Source organism: Peptostreptococcus equinus (assembly GCF_027125355.1).
Lineage (GTDB): Bacteria > Bacillota > Clostridia > Peptostreptococcales > Peptostreptococcaceae > Peptostreptococcus > Peptostreptococcus equinus.
The window spans coordinates 325,303-348,023 of the sequence record NZ_CP114052.1; the positions used below are offsets into that span (position 1 = coordinate 325,303).

Sequence of the window (22,721 nt, forward strand, 5' to 3'; positions counted from 1 at the left end):
ATAAAAATCTAAAAAGTAAAATAATGAAAAAATTTATAAAAGTAGTAATAAACAAAAGAAAATAATAGGATAATTAGGAGGAAAATATAATGACAAAAATAGTATTAGCATATTCAGGTGGATTAGACACATCAGTAATCATACCTTGGTTAAAGGAAAACTATGAAGGTAGCGAAGTAATAGCTGTATGCGGAGATGTAGGACAGGGTGATGAATTAAATGCAGTATATGATAAGGCCTTAAAAAGTGGAGCAAGTAAATGTTATATAGCAGATTTAAAAGAGGAGTTTGTAGCTGATTATGTATTTCCAGTTATAAAATCAGGTGCAAAATATGAAGGAAAGTACTTGCTTGGAACTTGTTGTGCTAGACCCTTAATAGCAAAAGCTTTAGTAGAGGTTGCAGAAAAAGAAGGAGCAGAGTATATATGCCACGGAGCAACTGGTAAGGGTAATGATCAGGTAAGATTTGAGCTGGGAGTAAAAGCTCTTAATCCAGATATAAAAATCATTGCACCATGGAGAGTTTGGGACATAAAATCTCGTGAAGACGCTATAGACTATGCTAATGAACATGGAATTGAAGTACCTGTAACAAAGAAGCGCCCATATAGTATGGATAGAAATGTACTTCATTTGAGTCACGAAGGTGGGGACTTAGAAAATCCTGAAAATGAACCAATTTCTGACCTTTGCTTAATTTGCAATAATCCAGAAGATGCACCAGATAAGCCAGAATATATAACTATAGATTATGTAAAAGGTAATCCTGTAGCAATAAATGGAAAAGAATTAAAGCCACTAGAATTGTTGGAAAAAGCTAATGAAATTGCAGCTAAACATGGAATAGGAATTTTAGATATGGTTGAAAATCGTCTAGTGGGAATGAAATCTAGGGGGGTATATGAGACTCCAGGGGGAACACTTTTATTTGAAGCACATAAAGCTCTAGAAAGTTTAACTTTAGACAGAAATACAGCTTCATATAAATCACAAGTAGCTATAAAATATTCAGAGCTTGTATATGATGGACTTTGGTTTACACCTCTAAAAAATGCTTTAGATGCCTTTGTAGATTCTACTCAAGAAACTTGTACAGGACAAGTAAAGATGAAATTATATAAAGGAAATTGCCACAGTGCAGGAATGACATCTCCATATTCATTATATAGTGAAGAAATAGCAACATTTGGAGAAGATAATGTATATGATCAAGCAGATGCAGAAGGTTTTATAAATTTATTTGGTTTACCTCTAAAGGTAAATGCTATGATGAAAAAGAAAAATAATATGAAGTAAAACAAGTGATATTAAATAAGAATAAACATATTTATTGATATGAAAAATTATAGAGTCAAAAGGAGACATTTATGAAAAAGCTTTGGGGTGGAAGATTTGAAAAGGATACAAGTAAGCTTATGGAAGATTTTCATTCTTCCATAAGCTTTGATAAAAAATTATATCATTATGACATAATGGGAAGTATAGCTCATGCTGAAATGCTAGCTAAATGCAATATAATAGATCTTAAAGATTCTGAGGAAATTATAGAAGCTCTAAGAGAAATAGAAGATGATATAGAAAATGGACAAGTTGAATTTTCAGTATCGCAAGAAGACATACATATGAATATAGAGAGCCTCTTAATAGATAAAATTGGAGATACAGGAAAAAAATTACATACAGCTAGAAGTAGAAATGACCAAGTGGCATTGGATGTAAGACTTTATACTAGAGATGCAGTATTAGAATTAAAGGAACTGTTAAAAGACTGGCTAAAGGCTTTAATAAAACTTGCAGAGAACAATTTAGATACAATAATGCCTGGATATACGCACTTACAAAGGGCACAGCCAATAAGCCTAGCTCATACAGTAATGGCTCATGCAGAAATGGCAAAAAGAGATATTCAAAGGTTAGATGCATGGATGAATATTTATAATGTGATGCCTCTTGGATCTGGAGCCTTAGCTGGTACAACTTTTCCTATAGATAGAAATTATACATGCCAAAAATTAGGATTTGATTCAGCTTGTATGAATTCAATAGATGGAGTAAGTGATAGAGATTATATAATAGATATATTGGCAAATGCAAGTATAGGAATGATGCATTTAAGTAGATTTTGTGAAGAGTTGATATTATGGTCAAGTCAGGAATTTGATTTTATTGAAATAGATGACGAATTTGCCACAGGAAGTTCTATGATGCCACAAAAGAAAAATCCGGATGCAGCGGAATTGGTAAGAGGCAAGACTGGTAGAGTTTATGGTGATTTAATGAGCATACTTACCACTATGAAAGGCCTTCCTTTATCTTACAATAAGGATATGCAAGAAGATAAAGAAGTTTTATTTGATGGTATTGAAACATGGGAAAAATGTTTGAGAATAATGACTCCAATGATTACTTCTATGAAAATAAAAAAATATAATATGCTTGAAGCAGCTAAGGGTGGATATACAAATGCAACAGATTTAGCTGATTATCTTGTAAAGAAAGGTATAAGTTTTAGAGATGCACATAAAATTACTGGAGAAATAGTATTTTATTGCATAAGCAAAAATATATCTTTAGACCAACTTAATATTTTTGAGTACCAAGAGTTTTCTCAGAAAATTGAAGTTGATGTGTATGATTTTATAGATGTAAAAACTTGTGTATCAAATAGAAAGTCTATTGGAGGACCTGCAATAGAACAGGTTAAAAATAATATTAGAAATTTGAAAAGTTTTTTGAAATAAGTTATTGACAATTATTATCATTTAACCTATAATGAAAATATAAATTGATTGATATAAATAATCAATTGAAATAAAGATGAGGTAGGTTAATTATGACTAATAAAAAATTTGAACGTACATTGGCATATTTTTGTTCTCCTGTATTGTTAAATAAAAAAGTATCTAACTTAGTTTCTGTGTCAAAATCTGAGATACCTAACTTAAATACAGTAGTAGATTTATATAATGAAAAATTTAATAAATTTGGATTGGAAATTTCAAAAATATGCGAGTGCGATAATAGAATGCTTATTTTAGTTTATAAAAAAGCCTCTCTATTGGCTTACTTAAAGAGCGATCAAGTTCAGGCAATGCTTGCAAATTATGGATATAAAAATATAGATAATTTACAGTATTACATAAACAATTTGAGAATTAGAACAAGGGATTTCAATTTTCCGCATGAGATTGGTTTATTTCTAGGATATCCATACAATGATGTAGTAGGATTTATAGAAAATAAAGGTAAGAACTATGAGTACTGTGGTTATTGGAAGGTATATGAGAATACGAAGGGAGCAAAGAAATTATTTGACCTTTACGATAAACTTAGAATTTATTCTATAACCTTGTTAAATAGCGGTAAGTGTTTAGAGGAGATTTTATTTTGGCCTCATCTAAATAAATATGCATTATAGGAGGATTGAGTTATGAAGAAAATAGGTATTTTTTATTGGAGTGGAACTGGCAATACTGAAAGTATGGCCAATGCTATGGCAGACGGTCTAAAAGAAGCTGAAGTTGAATATGATTTAATAAATATTTCAACAGCAAATGCTAGTGTAAGCGACTATGAAAAGCTTATGTTTGGTTGCCCATCAATGGGTGTTGAGGAACTAGAGGAATCGGAGTTTGAACCATTTTTCCAAGAAGCTCAAAAGTCAATATCTGGTAAAGATGTAGCTTTATTTGGATCATATGGATGGGGTGATGGTGAATGGATGAGAACTTGGCAGGATAGAGTAAATGATGCCAATGCAAATTTATATGAAGATGAAGGCATGATTGTGAATGAAGAACCAGATGCTTCAGCTTTAGAAAAATGCAAGGCTTATTCAAAGGCTTTTGCACAGTCATAATAAATATAAATTAAGAGTAAATTATAAAAATAAGGTATGATTATACCGTGAATAATTAAGATAATAGATAGTATTTAAAAAAATAGTAAATATACAAAATTTAGAACTTAAAAACAAGTAAAATAGTTATTTGATGCAAATTGCATTGATATAAACAAATTTAATACCCTCATTTGTGTTGGAACATAAAAAGCTGGCTTTTAGCCAGTTTTTTTATTGACTTATATATTTTTTTTATATATACTATTATTATACATAAAAGCAATATAGTTCGTATAAATACGAACTATATTGCGGAATATTAAAAATAATATAAGTGAAAATCGTTTTAAATTATTTATTAAGGGGTTATAAACTTTAGGAGGTAAAATGTCATTTAAATCAGATATCGAAATAGCTCAAGAAGCAAAACCACAAAATATAGTAGAAATTGCAAAAAAAATAAATTTATCCGAAGACGATATTGAATTGTATGGTAAGTATAAGGCAAAGATTGATTATAATGTAGTCAATAGAGCTAAGAACAAAAATGGTAAGTTAATACTTACTACAGCCATAAATCCTACTCCAGCAGGAGAAGGTAAGACAACTACATCTATTGGATTAGCCGATGCTTTAGCAAAGTTGGATAAAAATGTAATTACAGCTCTTAGAGAACCTTCTATGGGTCCAGTATTTGGAGTAAAAGGTGGAGCCGCTGGTGGAGGATATGCCCAAGTAATACCTATGGAAGATATAAACCTACACTTTACAGGTGACATGCATGCTATTGGTGCTGCTAATAATTTACTTGCTGCTATGCTTGATAATCACGTTTATCAAGGAAATGAGCTAAACATTAATCCAAAAAGAATTACTTGGAGAAGATGTGTAGATATGAATGACAGACAACTAAGAAATATAGTAGATGGTCTTGGTAAAAAAGTAGATGGTGTTACTAGGGAAGATGGCTTTGATATAACAGTAGCATCAGAGGTAATGGCAACTTTTTGCCTATCTAATAACATAAGTGAGCTAAAAGAAAATCTAGGTAATATAGTAGTAGCATATGATTATAAGGGTAAACCAGTCACAGCGAGAGATTTAAAAGCTGATGGTGCAATGGCAGCAATATTAAAAGATGCATTAAAACCGAATTTAGTACAAACGTTGGAAGGAACACCTGCTATTATACATGGAGGACCATTTGCGAACATAGCACATGGATGTAACTCAATAATTGCTACTAAGATGGCACTTCATATGAGTGATTATGTGGTTACAGAAGCAGGATTTGGTGCAGATTTAGGTGCTGAAAAATTCCTAGATATCAAGTGTAGAAAGGCTGGTATTAGACCAGATGCTGTAGTAATAGTTGCTACTGTAAGAGCACTTAAATACAATGGCGGAGTTAAAAAAGAACAATTAAACGAGGAAAATCTAGAAGCATTAGAGTTAGGTCTTCCAAATTTGTTAAAGCACATAGAAAATATAACTCAGGTATACAAATTACCTGCAGTAGTGGCAATAAATAAATTTCCACTTGATACAGAAGCAGAATTAGAGCTTGTAAGAAATAAATGCAAGGAATTAAATGTAAATGTTGCTTTATCGGAAGTATGGGAAAAAGGTGGTCAAGGTGGTATAGAGGTCGCTGAGGAAGTTTTAAAATTAATAGACCAATCAGATAATAACTTTGAATATTGTTATACAAATGATATGTCTATAAGGGAAAAATTAGATGCAATATCTAGAAAAATTTATGGAGCAGATGGTGTAGACTACACTAAAGAAGCAGAAAAACAGATAGAAGAATTGGAATATTTAGGATTTGGAAAACTTCCTGTTTGTGTAGCCAAAACTCAATACTCATTGTCTGATGATCAGACAATGCTTGGTAGACCAAGAGGATTCAGAATTTTGGTAAGAGAAGCAAATGTATCTGCAGGTGCAGGATTTATAGTAGTATTAACTGGTGCTATTATGAAGATGCCTGGATTACCAAAATTACCAGCGGCTCAAAGAATAGATGTAGATGCAAGTGGAGTGATCTCAGGATTATTCTAGATTTTATAATTATGTTTTAAATTTAAAGAAATAAAATTTTTAAGTTTTATATAAACAATTTATCAAAAAAATGAAAAAAAGTTTGCCAAACAAAGGTAGACTTTTTTTATTTTATAAAGAGGTCGAAATTTTTTTATATATGACTTATAATTTATATTGTATACAATGGAGGTTTATATGGATAATAATAAAAAATATATAGATATGTCGTTAGAAGAATTTTCAAATATTTTAGCAGCTAAGACAACAATGCCAGGTGGAGGAAGTGCGGCAGCTTATGTAGCATCGCTTGGAAACTCTCTAGCATCTATGGTAGCTAATTTTACTATAGGTAAAAAAGCCTATCAAGAATATGATAAAAATATGGAGGCTATACTAAAAGATACAGAAAAGTTAAACTTAAGACTTTTAGAATTAGTAGATAAGGATGCAGAAGAATTTCTAAAACTTTCGGCAGCATATTCTTTGCCAAAGGGAAGTGAAGAAGAAAAAATATTAGCAGATAAAGAAAAGCAAAAATGTTTGAAGTTAACAGCTTCAGTGCCTATGGATTTACTAAAAGAATGCAAGAATATTGTGGATTTACATGAAAAGTTATCAATTATGGGATCAAAAATGCTTTTAAGTGATGTAGGTGTTGGAGTATTGATGGTAAGGTCAGCAGCTCTGAGTGCAAAAATAAATATCGCTATAAATATTAAATATATTTTGGATGAAGATTTTACAAAAAAATATGAGTCAGATATGCAAGTTCTTGTAAAATATATAGAAGAAAAATGTGATAAAATATATAATGAAATTTACTATAAAATATGTAAATAAGCATAAGAATTAATAATTTATAATGTAACATTTTTTAAAATAATAAAAAAGAAAAGAGGTAGTAATGGAAGAAAAATTAATGTTAGGTAAGACGGTGGCAGAACATCTTACAGATAATATAAAAGTAAAAGTTGAAGATTTAAAGTCTAAAAATATTAATCCTAAATTAGCAATTTTAAAGCTTGGTTCAAGGAAAGAAGATGATGCTTATCAAAGAGGAGCTATTTCTCGATGCGAAAAGTGTGGAATAGAAACCGAAATAGTTGAGTTAAGTGAACAGGCAAGTCAGGAAGAATATATAGAAGCACTTGATAAATTGAACAAGGATAATAGTATACATGGAATATTATGTTTTAGACCTTTACCAAAACATATTGATGAAGAAGTAGTTAAATATCACATAGCTGAGAATAAAGATGTAGATTGCTTTTCGCCCATAAATTTTGCGAAATTGATGTCAAATGATGAGACTGGATTTGCACCATGTACACCTATGGCTGTAATAGAAACTTTGAAATTTTACAAGGTAGATTTACAAGGTAAAAATATTTGTGTACTAGGAAGGTCAATGGTAGTAGGCAAACCTCTATCTATGTTATTATTAAATGAAGATGCCAGTGTAACTATATGTCACTCAAAGACAAAAGATCTAAATCAAATTTCTAGTAATGCAGACATAATAGTATCTTGTATGGGAAGAGCTAAAATGATAGATTCTTCATATATAGGCACAGATTCTATAGCTGTAGATGTAGGAATTAATTTCGATAAAAATGGAAAAATGTGTGGAGATATAAATCTAGATGATGTTATGGATAAAGTATCAATGATTACGCCTGTACCAAGAGGCATAGGAGCGGTAACTAGTACAATACTTGCCCAAAATACACTGAAGGCATGTATGCAAAAAAATAATATAAAATAAGGAGGAGATTTTTTGCTTTCTTATATTAGCAAAAAAATGAAAAAAAAGAAAATAGAAAAAGAAAAAAGAGAAATGTCAGGAATAGAAGAGATTTTGCATAGTAAAGCCAGAATAAAATATAGGATGATTATTCAATCTTTCTATATAGGAATACTGACATCTATAGTAATAGTATCTTATAGGGTATTTGGGGAAAAATTATTAGAAATGATGGCTACTCTATATAAAAATAGTATAGGAAATACTTTGAATCTATTTTTAATATTTATTGGACTAATCGCAATGTCTTTATTTGTTTCTTATTGCGTAAAAAAAGAACCTAATATTTCTGGATCTGGTATACCTCAAGTTGAAGGAAGTATAGGTAGAAAAATACAGACCAATTGGTTCACCGTATTGGTTTATAAATACTTAGGTGGTATAGTATCAATGGCAGCAGGTCTTTCAATTGGTAGAGAAGGTCCATCTGTACAAATGGGTGCAGCAATAGGTGAAGGCTATTCAAATTATAGAAATAAATTAGACTATGAACACAAGTATCTTTTAACTAGTGGGGCTTCTGCAGGTTTGGCAGCCGCATTTAATGCACCGCTTTCTGGAGTAATGTTTGCTTTAGAGGAAGTTCATAAAAATTTCTCACCGATAGTTTTATTATCAGCTATGGTATCTGCCATGACTGCAGATACATTAGCAAAATTTGTATTAGGATTTAAGCCAGCACTTCATTTCAGTAGATTACATATCATGCCTATAAAATATTACTGGACATTAATCATATTAGGAATTATATTGGGTTTGCTATCATATGTGTTCAATAAAGGTGTAGTAAAATCTAAGAAATTATATAAAAAAATGCCAATAAAAATGGAATTTAAGATAATGATACCATTTTTACTAAGCGCTTTAATTGGCATATATATGCCAATTCTTTTGGGTGGAGGTCATAGTCTTATTATGAGCCCACAATTATTAAAAATAGGCCTTATAAGTTTAATAATTTTGTTGGTAATGAAAATGCTATTAACTTTTATAGCTTTTGGGTCTGGAGTACCAGGTGGTATATTTTTTCCACTATTGGCAATAGGGGCCTTGATTGGTACAATAGTGGGATTTATATGTGTAAGTTATTTTAATATACCAAATAGATATTTGATAAATTTGACTATATTAGCTATGGCAGGTTATTTTGCAGCTACTGTAAAGGCACCTATAACAGGAATAATATTGATTTTCGAAATGACTGGATCATTTGGTCAACTCTTGCCTTTATCAATAGTGGTATTTATTTCATTGATGGTATCAGAGATTATTGGTGTGGAACCAGTATATGAAATGCTGTTAGAAAATATATTAGAAAATGATGAAGTTAAAAAAGTGAATAAAAGTGATAAAAAAACGCTATTGAATATTTCTGTATGCTTGGGTTCTGATGTCGAAGGAAAGTTAGTGTCAGAAGTTGATTGGCCAGAAGATATGTTGATAGTATCTATTCAAAGGGGTAATAAAGAAATATTACCTAGGGGTAGGACTATGATTATTGAAGGAGATATGATTAGTGTAGTTGTAAATAAAGATGAGTCAGCCTTGATGAGAGATTTCTTATTAGAAATATGCTCTTAGGACAAAGTTAGGAGGGAATATGGATATACTTAATAAGAATCAAAAAATAGCTGTAGAGCATGTAAGTGGTCCATGTTTAGTACTAGCAGGGCCTGGTTCAGGAAAAACAAGGGTTATAGCACATAGGATTATAAATTTAGTGAAAAATAAAAATGTAGCACCAACTAGAATTTTGGCAATTAGCTTTACCAAGGCTTCATCAATGGAGATGAAAGCTAGAACTTTGAAAATGGGCGTAGACAATGCTTTTAATAAAGTTAATTTTGGAACATTCCATGCTACATTTTTTAGAATTTTAAGAAAATATCAGGGGCTAGGTTTAGAGAGCATAATATCGGAAATAGACAGATATAAATTAATAAAATCTATTTTAAAACACTTAAATATAAGTGATTATAGTGATGATGACATAAATGATGTTTTATCTGAAATTTCTTATGTAAAAAATGAACTTATGAATTATATGGATTTTAATTCTCAAATTTTTAATAAAGATGAATTTCTAGAAATTTATAGACTATATGAAAAAGGAAAAAAGCAGTATAATAAGATAGATTTCGATGATATGTTGATTATGACATATGAGCTTTTAAACACAAATAATGATGTGCTATCAATAGTTAGACAAGTTTTTAAATATATATTGATAGATGAATTTCAAGATATTAATAGGGTTCAGTTTGAAACAATAAGGTTAATAGCACACCCTAATAATAATATTTTTGTGGTAGGTGATGAAGACCAAAGTATTTATGGGTTTAGAGGAGCCAGACCAGATTTTATGTTGAATTTCTCAAAATACTTCAAAGGCGCACAAGAAATTGTTCTAGATACAAATTATAGGTCAAAGAGAAATATTGTAGATTGTTCTCAAGGATTAATAAAAAATAATAAAGATAGATATGATAAAAATATAGTAGCAAAGAGCACAAATGAAGGTTTGATTAAGACTATTTATCCAAAAGATACAGATGATGAGGCTATATTTATAGGAAAAGAAATTTTAAATGTTGTAAATGATAAAAATGCTGGTTTTGAATATAGTGACTTTGCTGTTATATACAGAACTAATAGGCAAGCAAGAGCTTTTGTAGATGCATTTTTGGACCTTAGAATACCGTTTGTATTAAAGGATTCTGCAAAAACTATATATGATCATTGGGTTTCGCTTGATATATTAGCTTATCTAAGAATAGCGATGGATATTGGTACAACTGATGATTGGATTAGGATTATTAACAAACCATTTAGGTATGTTTCGAGAGATTCTATAAGTAAGGCCAGTAAAGGTCTAAACTTTTTTGATCAATTGATGGAAGATGATAGATTAAAATCATATCAGAAAAAAGACTTAAATGATTTGCTAGAAGATTTAAATTATATAAAAGGATTAGCACCAGGATATGCTATATCTTATATTAGGTCTACCTTGGATTATGATAGATATATTTTAGAATACTGTAATCAGAGAAAGATAAAATCAAAGCAGATAGTGGAAATTTTGGATGAGATTGAGACTTCGGCAAAGGTATATAAAACTAATCTCAAATTTTTTGAACATATTGATGAAGTTAGAGAAGAAGTAAAAATTAGAGCAAATAAAAACGCTAATCAAATAAACTCTGAAAGTCAACGAGATGGTGTAATATTATCTACTATGCATAGCTCAAAGGGACTTGAATTTAGAAATGTATACGTAGCAGGTGTAAACAAAGGAGTAATTCCATATAACAACAATGATGATGAAAATATGTCAAACTCAACTTTGGAAGAAGAGAGAAGATTATTATATGTTACAATTACTAGAGCTAAGGAAAATCTTACAATAAGTTCACCTCAAAAAAGATTCGGAAGAAAAATTGATAAGTCTGAGTTTTTAAAAGAAATAAAATTTAGCTAAAGCAAAAAATAAAAGTAGGATAAAAATATGAATAACAATTAAATTAATATAATTTATAAACAGATTATTTTTCTATATTAAATTATTAATTATCCATTGACAATCAAAATAAAAAGATTTATAATATATATCAATAAAATATAAATCTGAGACGAAGAGAGTAACTTAGATGAATTTACAGCGAGTAAGGGCGTTGGTGTGAGCCTTATATTGGATTCTATAGTGAAGAGAGCTTTTGAGATTGTCGTAAGAAATTTTAGTATTTCGACAGGTTTCCCGCCTTAAGGGTTTGAGTGGACATAATTTTTGTCAAAAAGAGTGGTAACGCGGTATATTCGTCTCTTGGTTTTTAACCAAGGGGCTTTTTTTATACAATGATGAAGATAGTGTCAAAAAGAGTGGTAACGCGGTATATTCGTCTCTTGGTTTTGACCAAGAGGCTATTTTTATGAAATGGGTTATAAAAACACCAAGGAAATCATTATAAAATTATTTTAAAAAGGAGAATTAAAATGAAAAAAGGTCTTAAGAAATTATTAGCTTTAAGTTTAGTTGCTGTAATGGCAGTAGGTATGGTTGGTTGTTGGTCTGATAAATATGCAGATACAGATGCACTAGATCAGATTAAAAAGAACGGTAAAATAATTGTTGGAACTTCACCAGATTATCCACCATTTGAATTTTTAGTGTCTGAAGGTGGTAAGAGCAAGGTAGTAGGTGCTGATATAGATATGGCACAAAAGTTAGCTGATAAAATGGGGGTAAAATTAGAAGTTAAAACAATGGATTTTGATGCTTTAATACCAGCTTTGCAGGCTGGAAAAGTAGATGCAGTAATTACAGGTATGTCACCAAATGAACAACGTAAAAAATCAGTAGATTTTTCTGAAATATACTTTAAGGGAGAAAATGGTGTATTAGTTGCAGAAAAAAATGTTAATAAAATAAAATCAGAAGATGAATTAAAGAAGATGAAACTAGGTGTTCAAAAAGGTTCTACTCAGGAAACTTATTTAAAAGATACATTAAAGCTTAAAGATTATAAAGCTTTAACAGCTGTTCCAGACTTAGCTATGGATTTAAAAAGTGGTAAGTTAGATGCGATAGTTTTAAACAGCAAGGTTGCAAAGATAAATGAAGGTAAATATGAAGGCATAAAGGTTGCGAATGTTAAGCTTACTGGCGGTGGAGAAGAAGAAGCCATGGCAATAGCTGTTAAAAAAGGAAACAATGCTAAGTTAATAAAGATGCTTAATGATGGAATTAAGGAATTAAATAAGAGTGGCGAATATGATAAGATATTGGCTAATGCCGTTGAAATGGTAAGCAAAGAAAAGAAATAATAGAAGTGATGTAGAGAAATAAGGAGATTAATTGATGGATTTTATAACAGAGTACTATGGTTCTTATTTATCAGGAACTGGGATAACAATAGGAATATCGTTCATAGCCCTATTTGTAGGATTTTTTGTAGGTTTGATTGCATGTATAGCTAGAATCTCAAATTCTAAAATTTTGAGATTTATATCAGGTGCATATATAGAAATAATTAGAGATACACCACTATTGGTACAGTTATCATTAATAGCATTCGGTTTACCGACTATTGGAATTAACTTTCCTAGTATATTTGGACTTAGTCCAGAGTTCTCAGCGGGAGCATTCGCCCTTACTCTTAACTCAGGTGCTTATATAGCAGAAATTATGCGTTCTGGTATACAGGCAGTTAATAAAGGGCAGATGGAGGCCAGTCGTTCACTTGGTTTAAATTATTGGCAGTCAATGAGACATGTTATAGTGCCTCAGGCTATAAAAAATATACTACCAGCACTAGCAAATGAGTTTGTAACACTTGTAAAAGAATCATCAATTGTTTCTTTTGTGGGAATTACTGATTTGATGTTTATATCAAACTCAATAAAGAACTCAACTTATAATGCCTTTGGACCTTATATATTTGCAGCTTTAATTTACTTTATAATAACATTTACACTTTCTAAGCTAGTTGGAGTATTAGAAAAGAAAATGTCTACAGATAGATAGGAGAAGGATATGAACGTAATTAATGAAAAAGAAACATTATTGAAATTAGATAATCTTCAAAAAAGCTTTGGAGACTTACAAGTATTAAAAGGTATAGATTTGGATATTAAAAAGGGCGAAATATTAGTAATAATTGGTCCATCAGGATCAGGTAAAAGTACGGTTCTAAGATGTATGAATTTGTTAGAAGTTCCAACTGGTGGAGATGTAATATTTGAAGGACATTCAATAACCAATCTAAAAACAATTGATAAAAATAGAGAAAAAATAGGTATGGTATTCCAGAATTTTAACCTATTTCCAAACAAGACTATTTTAGAAAATATCACACTTGCACCTATAAAGGTGAAGGGATTAAGTAAGGAAATGGCAACTGCAAAGGCAGAACAGTTACTTACTAGAGTAGGTTTAATAGATAAGATAAATTCATACCCAGGTCAACTATCAGGTGGACAGCAACAACGTATAGCAATAGCTAGAGCATTGGCAATGGAACCAGATATGATGTTATTTGATGAACCAACTTCTGCGCTTGACCCAGAAATGGTAAAAGAAGTTTTGGACGTAATAAAAGAACTTGCTATTGAGGGAATGACAATGGCAATAGTAACTCATGAAATGGGATTTGCTAAAGAAGTAGCTGATAGAGTGATATTTGTTGATGGGGGAAAGATAATGGAAGAAGGTACTCCTGAAGAAGTATTTAATAACCCAACAAGTGATAGAGCGAAAGATTTCTTTAATAAAATATTAATATAATTTGATAAAAATCCATTTAATCTCTGTGGTAAACAGAAACTTATCACAAAAAAACTGCTATAGTAATATAGCAGTTTTTTATATGTTTTTATAATTAAATACTATATCAAGCCCATCGATTTTAATATAAATATCCAAAGTGTAAATGTAACTGATGAAAATAGTGTTGTCATTACTATAATATTAGACATTAGTATGTAGTCGTTATCCATAGCTCTTGACATTACATAGCCAGATATAGCAGATGGAGCTCCTAACATTACTAAAATTGCTATTAATTCACTTCCTTTAAAGCCCATATAAACTGCAAATGGCATAAATAATAAGGGTAAAAAAATCAATTTTATTGAAGTAGCCCAAGCTGAAATTTTAAACTTTGCTCCAAGATTGCCGATTTTAAAATCTGCACCTAGAGATAGTAACATAAGTGCCACTGCTGTATTTCCTATAGTATTCATAGGTTTTACTATTATTGGCGGAAGTTGCCAACCAAAAATGCAAAATGGAAATCCGAGAACGATACCTATGATCAAGGGATTTTTTGATATAGACTTTACAAGCATTTTGGGATCAATTTTCCTTTTATTACCTCGTAAATTAGATTTTGCCCCAAGTGCCAAAATTATTACCGATATAGCATTAAAGAGTGGTACAGATGCAAGTATCATAAGTGGTACCATACCTGCATTTCCATATATATTATATACAAATGGAAGTCCAAGAATTGCAGCGCTACCTCTAATAGATCCCTGTGCAAATGATCCTACCATAGTTTTATCTTTTATAAATATATTTGCTATTATCCATCCTAGAGTAAACATAATTATTGTGATAAAAAAGCAATATAAAATAAACTTTATATTTTGATTAAAATCTATTTTCATTGAAGATATATCTTTAAATAAAACTAGTGGCATAGCTACATAAAATGCGAATTTATTTGATACAGAGGCCCAAGATTCATTTATTATACCAAGTTTAATAAAAAATTTTCCTGCTAATATTACCAAAAAAACTGGCATGGTAGCATTTAAAGCAAAAATAAAATTATCCAAATAAATCACCCTCTATAAACATAATTTAATACCTATTACTAGGTGTTCGTCTAAAGTATAGCATATAATTATTTTCTATTCAATGCAATGTATGGTATAATTAAAGATTATAAAGGGGTTGAATTACATGCAAGTATATTTGGATAATAGTGCTACTACAAAGCCATATAAGGAAGTTGTAGATGAAATGATAATATCACTTAGTGATGAATTTTATAATCCGTCTGCTGCTTATAGAAATGGATTTGAAGTAGAAAAAAAGATAAAATCAATAAGAAAAAATATAGCCAATACTTTGGCTGTTGAAGATAAAAATATAATATTCACTTCAGGAGGTACAGAGTCAAATAATGCCATAATTAGAAGTGTATGTAAAAATAATAAAAAAATGAATCATATTATAACAACTGAAATTGAGCATCCTGCTGTATTAAATACAGTGAAAGACTTAGAGGATAAAGGCTATAGGTTGACGATTCTTAAGGTTGATAATAAAGGAATTATTGATTTAAAAGAATTAGAAGATTCAATAGATGAAAATACAGCTCTTGTAAGTGTAATGTTTGTAAACAACGAGATAGGTTGTATAGAGCCTATTTCCAAAATTTCAAAAATAATTAGAGGTAAAAATCCTAATACTAAATTTCATGTAGACGCTGTACAGGCCTATGGAAAAATAAATTTCAAATTAAATGACTTAGATATAGATTTTATGAGTGTTAGTTCTCATAAAATACATGGTCCTAAGGGAATTGGATTTATGTATATAAAAGATATTAATAAATTTAATGCTTTTTTAACTGGTGGCGGACAAGAATCTAATTTAAGGTCGGGAACTGAAAATGTGCCAGGCATTTATGGAATGGGTAGGGCTATAGATATTTTATATAAAGACTTAGATAAAACTATAGAAAAAATAAGAGATAATAAAATTTATCTATATAATTCTATAAAAGAAAATATAAAAGATATAGTAGTAAATTCAGATGTAGAAAATGGAGTTTGTCATGTGTTAAATATCACTTTTAAGGGAGTAAAGGGAGAAGTTCTCTTACATTTTTTAGAAGGTGATGGAATATGTGTGTCTACAGGATCAGCATGCTCAGCAAAGAAAAAAGGTAGTCATGTACTAAATGCCATTGGACTAAATGAGGCTGATATCGATGGAGCTATTAGATTCAGCTTGTCAGAGGATAATACGAAAGAAGAAATAGATTATGTAGTTGAAAAACTTAAAAATCATATAGAAGATATTAGATTACTATCAAAATTTAAAAGAAGATAATAAAAGAAAATTTGAAAGGGATAAATATGTATAATATTTTAATAGCCAAGTACGGCGAAATAGGAGTAAAGGGAAAAAATAGATATATCTTTGAAAATAAATTAATAAGAAATATCAGAACAATGTTGAAAGCAATAGGGGAATTTAATGTATATAAAGAGTACGGCAGAATATATATTGATGTAGACGATACAAATTATATGCAGGTGGCTCAAGAAGTAAGAAAAGTGTTTGGTGTAGTAGGGGTATGCCCAGCTGTAAAAAAAGAAAAAGATTATGAACTATTAAAAGAGACAGCACTTAGTATGCTAAGTGAAGAAATAGAAAAAAATGATGTAAAAACATTTAAGATAGCTTCAAAAAGAGGAGATAAAACATTTAAATTTACATCACAAGAAATGAGTATAGATATAGGTGCTTATGTACTTAAAAACTTAAATAATGAAAATGTGAAAGTCGATGTTAGAAACCCAGATGTAATGATAACTTGTGAATATAGAAATGAACATATACTAGTATACTCTAGCTCAATAGAAGCTTATGGAGGACTACCTCTTGGAACAAATGGTAAGGCAATTAGTCTTTTATCAGGAGGTATAGATAGTCCAGTTGCATCTTGGTTAGTTGCAAAAAGAGGTGTGGATATAGAAGCTGTACATTTTCATTCATATCCATTCACTAATGAGAGATCTCAAGAAAAAGTTAGAGAACTTGCAAAGATACTTTCTAAATATTGTGGACCAATAAAACTTCATATGGTAAATACTTTAGATATACAAAAGGCTATAGCTGAAAAATGTAATGAAGAAGAAACTACTATACTCTCTAGAAGATTTATGATGAGAATAGCTGAGGAAATAGGTAAAACTAGATATTGCGATGCACTTATTACAGGTGAAAGTATAGGACAGGTTGCTTCACAGACTATGCAAGGTTTAGTATGTACAAATGCATCAGTTTCTATGCCAGTTTTTAGACCACTAATTGCAATGGATAAGGTTGAAATAATAAAAATAGCTGAAGAAATAGGAACTTATGAAACTTCAATAATGCCAGAAGTGGATTGTTGTTCTTTATTCTCTCCTAAAAAACCAGTCACAAAGCCAAGATTGGAGAGAATAGAAAAATCTGAAACTAAGTTAGATGTAGAAGGATTAATTAAGTCAGCAATAGAAAATGCGACTATGGAAGTAATTTCATACTAGGAGATGACATGGATAATTTAGATGTAGAAAATATAGCTTTGATATTTGAAGGAGGAGGTATGCGTTGTGCCTTTAGTGCCGGAATATCAAATGTTTTGGTAGAGAATAAAATAAATTTTAAATACGTAACTGGAATATCCGCAGGTTCTTCAATATTGGTAAACTACGTAATAAAAGATACTATTAGGACCAAGAAAACTTTTGTGGATATAGCAGCTGATAAGAATTTTGGTGGTTGGAAGACTTTTATGTCTGGGAAGGGATATTTCAATTCTGACTATATTTATGAAGAGTCTAGTCAACCTGGACAAATTTTAGAATTTGACTTTCAAAAACTTATGGCCACTGATATTAGATTTAAGATAATAGCCTTTGATATTGAAAGTGCACAAGGTAGAGAGTTTACTAATGAAGATGTTAACTCTAGTGATGATATAATAAAAATAGTTAGAGCATCATCATCTTTACCAATTTTTATGAAACCCACACACTATCAAGGAAGAGATTTCTATGATGGTGGCTTGACGGGTGGCATAGCCATAGAAAATGCAATAAATGATGGATATGAGAAATTCTTTATAGTTAGGACTAGGCCTAGAGGCTATAGAAAAGAAAAGCCAAAACGCACTAAGTTATTAAAAAAACACTATAGAAATTATCCCAAAGTTTATCAGGCACTAATAACAAGATATGAGAATTATAATAGACAATGTGATTTAATAGATAAATTAGAAAAAGAAGGAAAAGCCTATGTAGTCTATCCGGATGATATGAAAATAAATCAGAGAGAATTAGATTTATTTAAACTAGAAAATACATATAAAGAAGCATTTTATCAAGGACAAAAAGAACTTGATAAATGGATAGAATTTATCAAGAATAATAAATAAGATCAGTAAATAATAAATGGAAAAAGTAAGGAAAATAAATATAAATGAAATAGGAAATTGCTAAAAATTAGTAACCAAGTATTTAATTATTAAATACTTGGTTTTTTATATTTTAAAACCATTATCAAAGTGTTAAAATATAATTAGGATAAAAAACTGAAAATTATGTATATTATCCTAAATACTTATAAAGGAGCGTGTTTATGAAATATTCAGAGCTATTTAGCCCTATTTCTATAGGAAATGTAAAAATCAAGAATAGATTTGCCATGGCACCTATGGGTCCACTGGGATTAGCTGATACTGATGGCGGATTTAATCAAAGAGGAATTGACTATTACGTTGAAAGAGCAAAAGGTGGAACTGGATTAATAATTACTGGTGTATCTTTTGTAGATGAAGAAGTAGAGCATCACGGCTCACCAACATGTCCATCTTCTACAATGAATCCATTGCATTTTATCAGAACCAGCAAAGAAATGACGGAAAGAATCCATGCATATGGTGCTAAAGTTTTCTATCAGATGTCAGCTGGATTTGGTAGAGTTTCAATACCAAATGTTATAGGTGAGCACGATCCAGTTGCTCCATCAGTAATACCGCATAGATTTATAGATAGAAACTGTAGAGCAATAACTAAAGAAGAAGTAAAAATGATGGTAAGAAAATTTGGTGAAGGAGCGGTGAACTGTAAAAAAGCAGGATTTGATGGTGTTCAAATACATGCTGTTCACGAAGGTTACTTACTTGACCAATTTGCTATAGCATTTTTTAATCATAGAGAAGATGAATATGGTGGTTCTTTAGAAAATAGACTGAGATTTGCAAAAGAAATAGTAGAAGAAATAAAGAGAAGATGTGGTGAAGACTTTGTAGTAACTCTTAGATATTCACCAAAATCATTTATAAAAGATTGGAGAAAAGGAGGTCTTCCTGGAGAAGTATTTGAGGAAAAAGGAAGAGATATAGAAGAAGGAAAGGAAGCTGCAAAGTTATTAGTAGAATACGGATATGATGCACTTGACGTAGATGTAGGTTCATATGATGCTTGGTATTGGAGCCATCCGCCAATGTATCAAGAAAAAGGACTATACAGACCTTATGCAAAAATTATGAAAGAAGTGGTAAACGTACCTATAATTTGTGCAGGTAGAATGGACAATCCTAAAATGGCTTTAGAAGCTATTCAAGATGGAACTTGTGATATGATAAGCTTGGGTAGACCACTACTAGCTGATCCAGATTATGCAAATAAGATAAGAACTGGCAGAGTTGATCAGATTAGACCATGTATATCATGTCAAGAAGGTTGTATGGGTAGAATACAAGAATATTCATTGATAAATTGCGCTGTAAACCCATTAGCTGGTAGAGAAGCTGTAACACATTATAAACCTATATGTAAACCTAAAAAGGTAATGATTGTTGGTGGTGGACTGGCTGGCTGTGAGGTTGCTAGAGTACTTGCTATAAGAGGTCATAAGCCTACGATATTTGAAAAAACTGATAAATTAGGAGGTGTACTTCATGCAGGAGGTGCACCATCCTTTAAAGAAGACGATATATTACTAGCTAATTGGTATTCTAGACAGATAGAACTATTAGATATACCTGTATTGTTTAATACAGTAGTCGATAAGGATATGATCAAAAATTCAGAAGATTTTGATGTGCTAATTTTAGCTACTGGGTCAAAAGCAAAGGTATTTAGCCTAGGTTGTGATGAAAAAACTTTTGAGGCAATGGATGTACTGTTGGGCAAAAAAGATGTAGGTAATTCTACTGCTATAATTGGTGGTGGTTTAGTTGGCTGTGAACTTGCCCTACATTTGAGAGAGTTAGGAAAAGAAGTAACAATAGTAGAAGCGCTAGAAGATATAATACTTGTAAATGGACCAACTTGTCATGCAAATCACGATATGCTCCACGCCTTAATACCATTCAAGGGAATTAATACCATATTTAATGCTAAAGCAAAGTCTTATGACGGAAAAACACTTAATATAGATACAAAAGAAGGAAGTAAATCTATAGATGTGGATAGTGTGATCCTTGCAACAGGGTATATATCAGACCAAGATTTATATAAACAGGTAGAAGAAGATATTCCAGAAATATATCTATTAGGAGATTCAAAGAATGTTTCTAATATTATGTATGCTATTTGGGATGCGTTTGAAGTAGGAAATAATATATAAATTCATTTGATATAAGTAATGAATTCTTATAATATATAGAAATTTGTCTACGAAAATTTTCTAAACATAAACTTTATATTAAAAATTAATAAATAAAATAAAGAGGTATTAGATGATCTAATGCCTCTTTATTAATGTAATATTATATATTTGCTGTATATAAAAATTATGAAAACAATTTTTATATTATTTAACTTAATATAATAAATCTATAAAAATAGCTTAAAAAATTAAAAAATAAAGATAAAAAATTTAAAAAAATTAAAAAGTATCTTGCTATTATAGTATTTTAATAGTATAATAGTAAGGTATGTTAAGAAAGGTAGATATATGGAAATAACACAATTTAAAGATTTAGAAATAAAAGAAGAATTACAGAGAGCAATTGAAGATTTAGGATATGAACAAGCATCACCAATACAAGCAAAGGCAATACCTGCTGTATTATCAGGAATAGATGTAATAGGGCAGGCACAGACAGGTACAGGTAAAACTGCTGCATTTGGTATTCCACTTCTTCAGAGAATAGATCCAAATAACAAAAATTTACAAGCTATAGTATTATGTCCAACAAGAGAACTTGCAATACAGGTGTCTGAAGAATTAAGAAAGCTGGCCAAGTACCTACAAGGAGTGAAAACACTTCCAGTTTATGGTGGACAACCAATAGATAGACAGATAAAGGCATTGAAAAGTGGTGTACAAGTAGTAATAGGAACACCAGGTAGAGTAATTGATCATATAAATAGAAGAACACTAAAAACAGGGATGGTTAATATGGTAGTTCTAGATGAAGCAGATGAAATGCTTGATATGGGATTTAGAGAAGATATTGAGACTATTCTTAGTTCAGTTCCTGAAGATAGGCAGACAAGTTTATTTTCGGCTACTATGCCAAAAGCTATTTTAGAATTAACTAGGAAATATCAGAACAATCCAGAACATATAAAGGTAGTTAGAAAAGAATTAACTGTATCAAACATCAAACAATTTTATATAGAAACTAGATATTCAAATAAATTAGAAGTACTGACTAGATTGATAGATGTATATAATCCAAAGCTATCGGTAGTATTTACAAATACTAAAAAAGGTGCAGACGAATTAGTATCAAGCCTACAGGCAAGAGGTTATGGAGCAGATTCATTACACGGAGATTTAAAGCAGGCTCAAAGAGACATAGTAATGGATAAATTTAGATCAGGTACTATTGATATTCTAGTAGCAACAGATGTAGCTGCAAGAGGAATAGATGTAGATGATGTAGAGTGTGTATTTAACTATGAGTTACCACAAGACGAAGAATATTATGTTCATAGAATTGGTAGAACTGGTAGAGCTGGGAGAGACGGCTTAGCATTTTCTTTTGCCTTTGGTAGAGAAATGAGAAAGTTAAAAGATATAGAAAGATATACGAAATCGAAAGTAATGAAGCATGCCATACCTACAGTAAATGATGTAGAGCAAAAGAGAGCAAATCAGTATTTTGAAGAAATAAAGAAAATTTTAGATGAAGGTAATTTTGCCAAACATTTACAGTTAGTGGAAGATTTCCTTAATGAAGAAGATTATTCTTTGATTGATGTATGTGCAGCCATAGTTAAAAATAGTTTAGGTGATGAAGAAAAACAAGAAATAAAAGAAGAATCAAGCGATAATAGAAGGAATAAGAATAGAAGTAGAAATGATGCTGATATGACAAGATTATTCTTAAATGTAGGCAGAAAACAGAAAGTACAAGCTAAGGATATATTAGGTGCTATAGCTGGTGAGACAGGAATAAGCAGTAATAAGATAGGCAGTATTGATATATATGATAAATATTCATTTGTTGATGTATCAAATAGTGCAGCGAAGACAATAATTGAAAAAATGAAGAGTAGAAAAATTAAAGGAAATAAACTTAATATAGAAAGAGCTGGAAAAAGAGATAATACTTCTAGAAAAAGAAATTCGAATTTTAGTAAAAAAAGAGATAGAATGTAAGATTATAAATATAAAAAGTATTAGAAGTTATGCCAAATATTTTAAATAATAATATGTAAAAATAGAGTAGGAAATTTACCTACTCTATTTTTGTTGCCTGATACTAGCAATATAAAAACTCTCAAG

General features: G+C 30.5%; 18 protein-coding genes and 1 other annotated feature. Of the genes, 17 read left to right on the forward strand and 1 reads right to left on the reverse strand.

The window, feature by feature from the left end:
- The first annotated feature begins 86 nt into the window (after positions 1–86).
- The 12 genes from O0R46_RS01695 to O0R46_RS01750 all read left to right on the forward strand — a co-directional run bounded on the left by O0R46_RS01695 (position 87) and on the right by O0R46_RS01750 (position 13,976).
- Complete coding sequence (locus tag O0R46_RS01695) at positions 87–1,298, forward strand: argininosuccinate synthase (RefSeq protein WP_334307487.1); 1,212 nt, start codon at positions 87–89, stop codon at positions 1,296–1,298.
- A 71-nt stretch (positions 1,299–1,369) separates the two neighbouring features.
- The gene (gene argH / locus O0R46_RS01700; RefSeq protein ID WP_269311882.1) at positions 1,370–2,743 is read left to right on the forward strand and encodes an argininosuccinate lyase; all 1,374 of its coding nucleotides are present in this window, start codon (positions 1,370–1,372) and stop codon (positions 2,741–2,743) included.
- Between the two features lie 92 nt (positions 2,744–2,835).
- Positions 2,836–3,420: a DUF3793 family protein gene (locus tag O0R46_RS01705; protein ID WP_269311883.1), complete on the forward strand. Its 585-nt coding sequence runs from the start codon at positions 2,836–2,838 to the stop codon at positions 3,418–3,420.
- A 12-nt stretch (positions 3,421–3,432) separates the two neighbouring features.
- Positions 3,433–3,861 (forward strand): flavodoxin, encoded by a 429-nt coding sequence (locus O0R46_RS01710; protein ID WP_269311884.1) that lies wholly within the window; start codon positions 3,433–3,435, stop codon positions 3,859–3,861.
- 369 nt (positions 3,862–4,230) lie between these two features.
- Complete coding sequence (locus O0R46_RS01715; RefSeq protein WP_269311885.1) at positions 4,231–5,907, forward strand: formate--tetrahydrofolate ligase; 1,677 nt, start codon at positions 4,231–4,233, stop codon at positions 5,905–5,907.
- Between the two features lie 177 nt (positions 5,908–6,084).
- Positions 6,085–6,729 carry a cyclodeaminase/cyclohydrolase family protein gene (locus tag O0R46_RS01720; RefSeq protein WP_269311886.1) on the forward strand — a complete coding sequence of 215 codons (645 nt, stop codon included), beginning with the start codon at positions 6,085–6,087 and terminating at the stop codon, positions 6,727–6,729.
- Between the two features lie 64 nt (positions 6,730–6,793).
- A complete protein-coding gene (locus O0R46_RS01725) occupies positions 6,794–7,654 on the forward strand; it encodes a bifunctional 5,10-methylenetetrahydrofolate dehydrogenase/5,10-methenyltetrahydrofolate cyclohydrolase (RefSeq protein WP_269311887.1) in 861 nt (286 codons plus the stop codon).
- Positions 7,655–7,690: 36 nt separating this feature from the next.
- Positions 7,691–9,274 (forward strand): ClC family H(+)/Cl(-) exchange transporter, encoded by a 1,584-nt coding sequence (locus tag O0R46_RS01730; RefSeq protein ID WP_269311888.1) that lies wholly within the window; start codon positions 7,691–7,693, stop codon positions 9,272–9,274.
- Positions 9,275–9,293: 19 nt separating this feature from the next.
- Positions 9,294–11,174, forward strand: a complete 1,881-nt coding sequence (locus O0R46_RS01735; protein ID WP_269311889.1) for an ATP-dependent helicase — start codon at positions 9,294–9,296, stop codon at positions 11,172–11,174.
- Positions 11,175–11,313: 139 nt separating this feature from the next.
- Positions 11,314–11,520: a binding site (T-box leader), on the forward strand.
- A 166-nt stretch (positions 11,521–11,686) separates the two neighbouring features.
- The gene (locus tag O0R46_RS01740; protein ID WP_269311890.1) at positions 11,687–12,517 is read left to right on the forward strand and encodes a transporter substrate-binding domain-containing protein; all 831 of its coding nucleotides are present in this window, start codon (positions 11,687–11,689) and stop codon (positions 12,515–12,517) included.
- A 34-nt stretch (positions 12,518–12,551) separates the two neighbouring features.
- Positions 12,552–13,217 (forward strand): amino acid ABC transporter permease, encoded by a 666-nt coding sequence (locus tag O0R46_RS01745; protein WP_269311891.1) that lies wholly within the window; start codon positions 12,552–12,554, stop codon positions 13,215–13,217.
- A gap of 9 nt (positions 13,218–13,226) precedes the next feature.
- Positions 13,227–13,976 (forward strand): amino acid ABC transporter ATP-binding protein, encoded by a 750-nt coding sequence (locus tag O0R46_RS01750; RefSeq protein WP_269311892.1) that lies wholly within the window; start codon positions 13,227–13,229, stop codon positions 13,974–13,976.
- Between the two features lie 101 nt (positions 13,977–14,077).
- Here the strand turns inward: O0R46_RS01750 and O0R46_RS01755 are convergent, their stop codons facing one another.
- On the reverse strand, positions 14,078–15,031 hold the full coding sequence (locus O0R46_RS01755; RefSeq protein ID WP_269311893.1) for an AEC family transporter: 954 nt from the start codon (positions 15,029–15,031) through the stop codon (positions 14,078–14,080).
- A 127-nt stretch (positions 15,032–15,158) separates the two neighbouring features.
- Between O0R46_RS01755 and O0R46_RS01760 the strand changes: the two genes are divergently transcribed.
- The 5 genes from O0R46_RS01760 (at position 15,159) to O0R46_RS01780 (ending at position 22,595) form a co-directional block, all read left to right on the forward strand.
- On the forward strand, positions 15,159–16,316 hold the full coding sequence (locus O0R46_RS01760) for a cysteine desulfurase family protein (RefSeq protein ID WP_269311894.1): 1,158 nt from the start codon (positions 15,159–15,161) through the stop codon (positions 16,314–16,316).
- Positions 16,317–16,342: 26 nt separating this feature from the next.
- Entirely contained in the window at positions 16,343–17,521 is a 1,179-nt protein-coding gene (thiI, locus tag O0R46_RS01765; protein WP_269311895.1) for a tRNA uracil 4-sulfurtransferase ThiI, read from the forward strand.
- An 8-nt stretch (positions 17,522–17,529) separates the two neighbouring features.
- Positions 17,530–18,411, forward strand: coding sequence for a patatin-like phospholipase family protein (locus tag O0R46_RS01770; protein WP_269311896.1), 882 nt, complete (start codon positions 17,530–17,532; stop codon positions 18,409–18,411).
- A gap of 203 nt (positions 18,412–18,614) precedes the next feature.
- The gene (locus O0R46_RS01775; protein ID WP_269311897.1) at positions 18,615–20,609 is read left to right on the forward strand and encodes an oxidoreductase; all 1,995 of its coding nucleotides are present in this window, start codon (positions 18,615–18,617) and stop codon (positions 20,607–20,609) included.
- Positions 20,610–20,939: 330 nt separating this feature from the next.
- Positions 20,940–22,595, forward strand: a complete 1,656-nt coding sequence (locus O0R46_RS01780; RefSeq protein WP_269311898.1) for a DEAD/DEAH box helicase — start codon at positions 20,940–20,942, stop codon at positions 22,593–22,595.
- Positions 22,596–22,721 lie beyond the last annotated feature (126 nt).

Coding starts and splice junctions, on each gene's coding strand:
- O0R46_RS01780 (WP_269311898.1), top strand. CDS start 20,940: ATGGAAATAACACAATTTAAAGATTTAGAAATAAAAGAAGAATTACAG.
- O0R46_RS01725 (WP_269311887.1), top strand. CDS start 6,794: ATGGAAGAAAAATTAATGTTAGGTAAGACGGTGGCAGAACATCTTACA.
- O0R46_RS01730 (WP_269311888.1), top strand. CDS start 7,691: ATGAAAAAAAAGAAAATAGAAAAAGAAAAAAGAGAAATGTCAGGAATA.
- O0R46_RS01750 (WP_269311892.1), top strand. CDS start 13,227: ATGAACGTAATTAATGAAAAAGAAACATTATTGAAATTAGATAATCTT.
- O0R46_RS01740 (WP_269311890.1), top strand. CDS start 11,687: ATGAAAAAAGGTCTTAAGAAATTATTAGCTTTAAGTTTAGTTGCTGTA.
- O0R46_RS01705 (WP_269311883.1), top strand. CDS start 2,836: ATGACTAATAAAAAATTTGAACGTACATTGGCATATTTTTGTTCTCCT.
- argH (WP_269311882.1), top strand. CDS start 1,370: ATGAAAAAGCTTTGGGGTGGAAGATTTGAAAAGGATACAAGTAAGCTT.
- O0R46_RS01760 (WP_269311894.1), top strand. CDS start 15,159: ATGCAAGTATATTTGGATAATAGTGCTACTACAAAGCCATATAAGGAA.
- O0R46_RS01710 (WP_269311884.1), top strand. CDS start 3,433: ATGAAGAAAATAGGTATTTTTTATTGGAGTGGAACTGGCAATACTGAA.
- O0R46_RS01775 (WP_269311897.1), top strand. CDS start 18,615: ATGAAATATTCAGAGCTATTTAGCCCTATTTCTATAGGAAATGTAAAA.
- O0R46_RS01745 (WP_269311891.1), top strand. CDS start 12,552: ATGGATTTTATAACAGAGTACTATGGTTCTTATTTATCAGGAACTGGG.
- O0R46_RS01735 (WP_269311889.1), top strand. CDS start 9,294: ATGGATATACTTAATAAGAATCAAAAAATAGCTGTAGAGCATGTAAGT.
- O0R46_RS01715 (WP_269311885.1), top strand. CDS start 4,231: ATGTCATTTAAATCAGATATCGAAATAGCTCAAGAAGCAAAACCACAA.
- O0R46_RS01720 (WP_269311886.1), top strand. CDS start 6,085: ATGGATAATAATAAAAAATATATAGATATGTCGTTAGAAGAATTTTCA.
- thiI (WP_269311895.1), top strand. CDS start 16,343: ATGTATAATATTTTAATAGCCAAGTACGGCGAAATAGGAGTAAAGGGA.
- O0R46_RS01770 (WP_269311896.1), top strand. CDS start 17,530: ATGGATAATTTAGATGTAGAAAATATAGCTTTGATATTTGAAGGAGGA.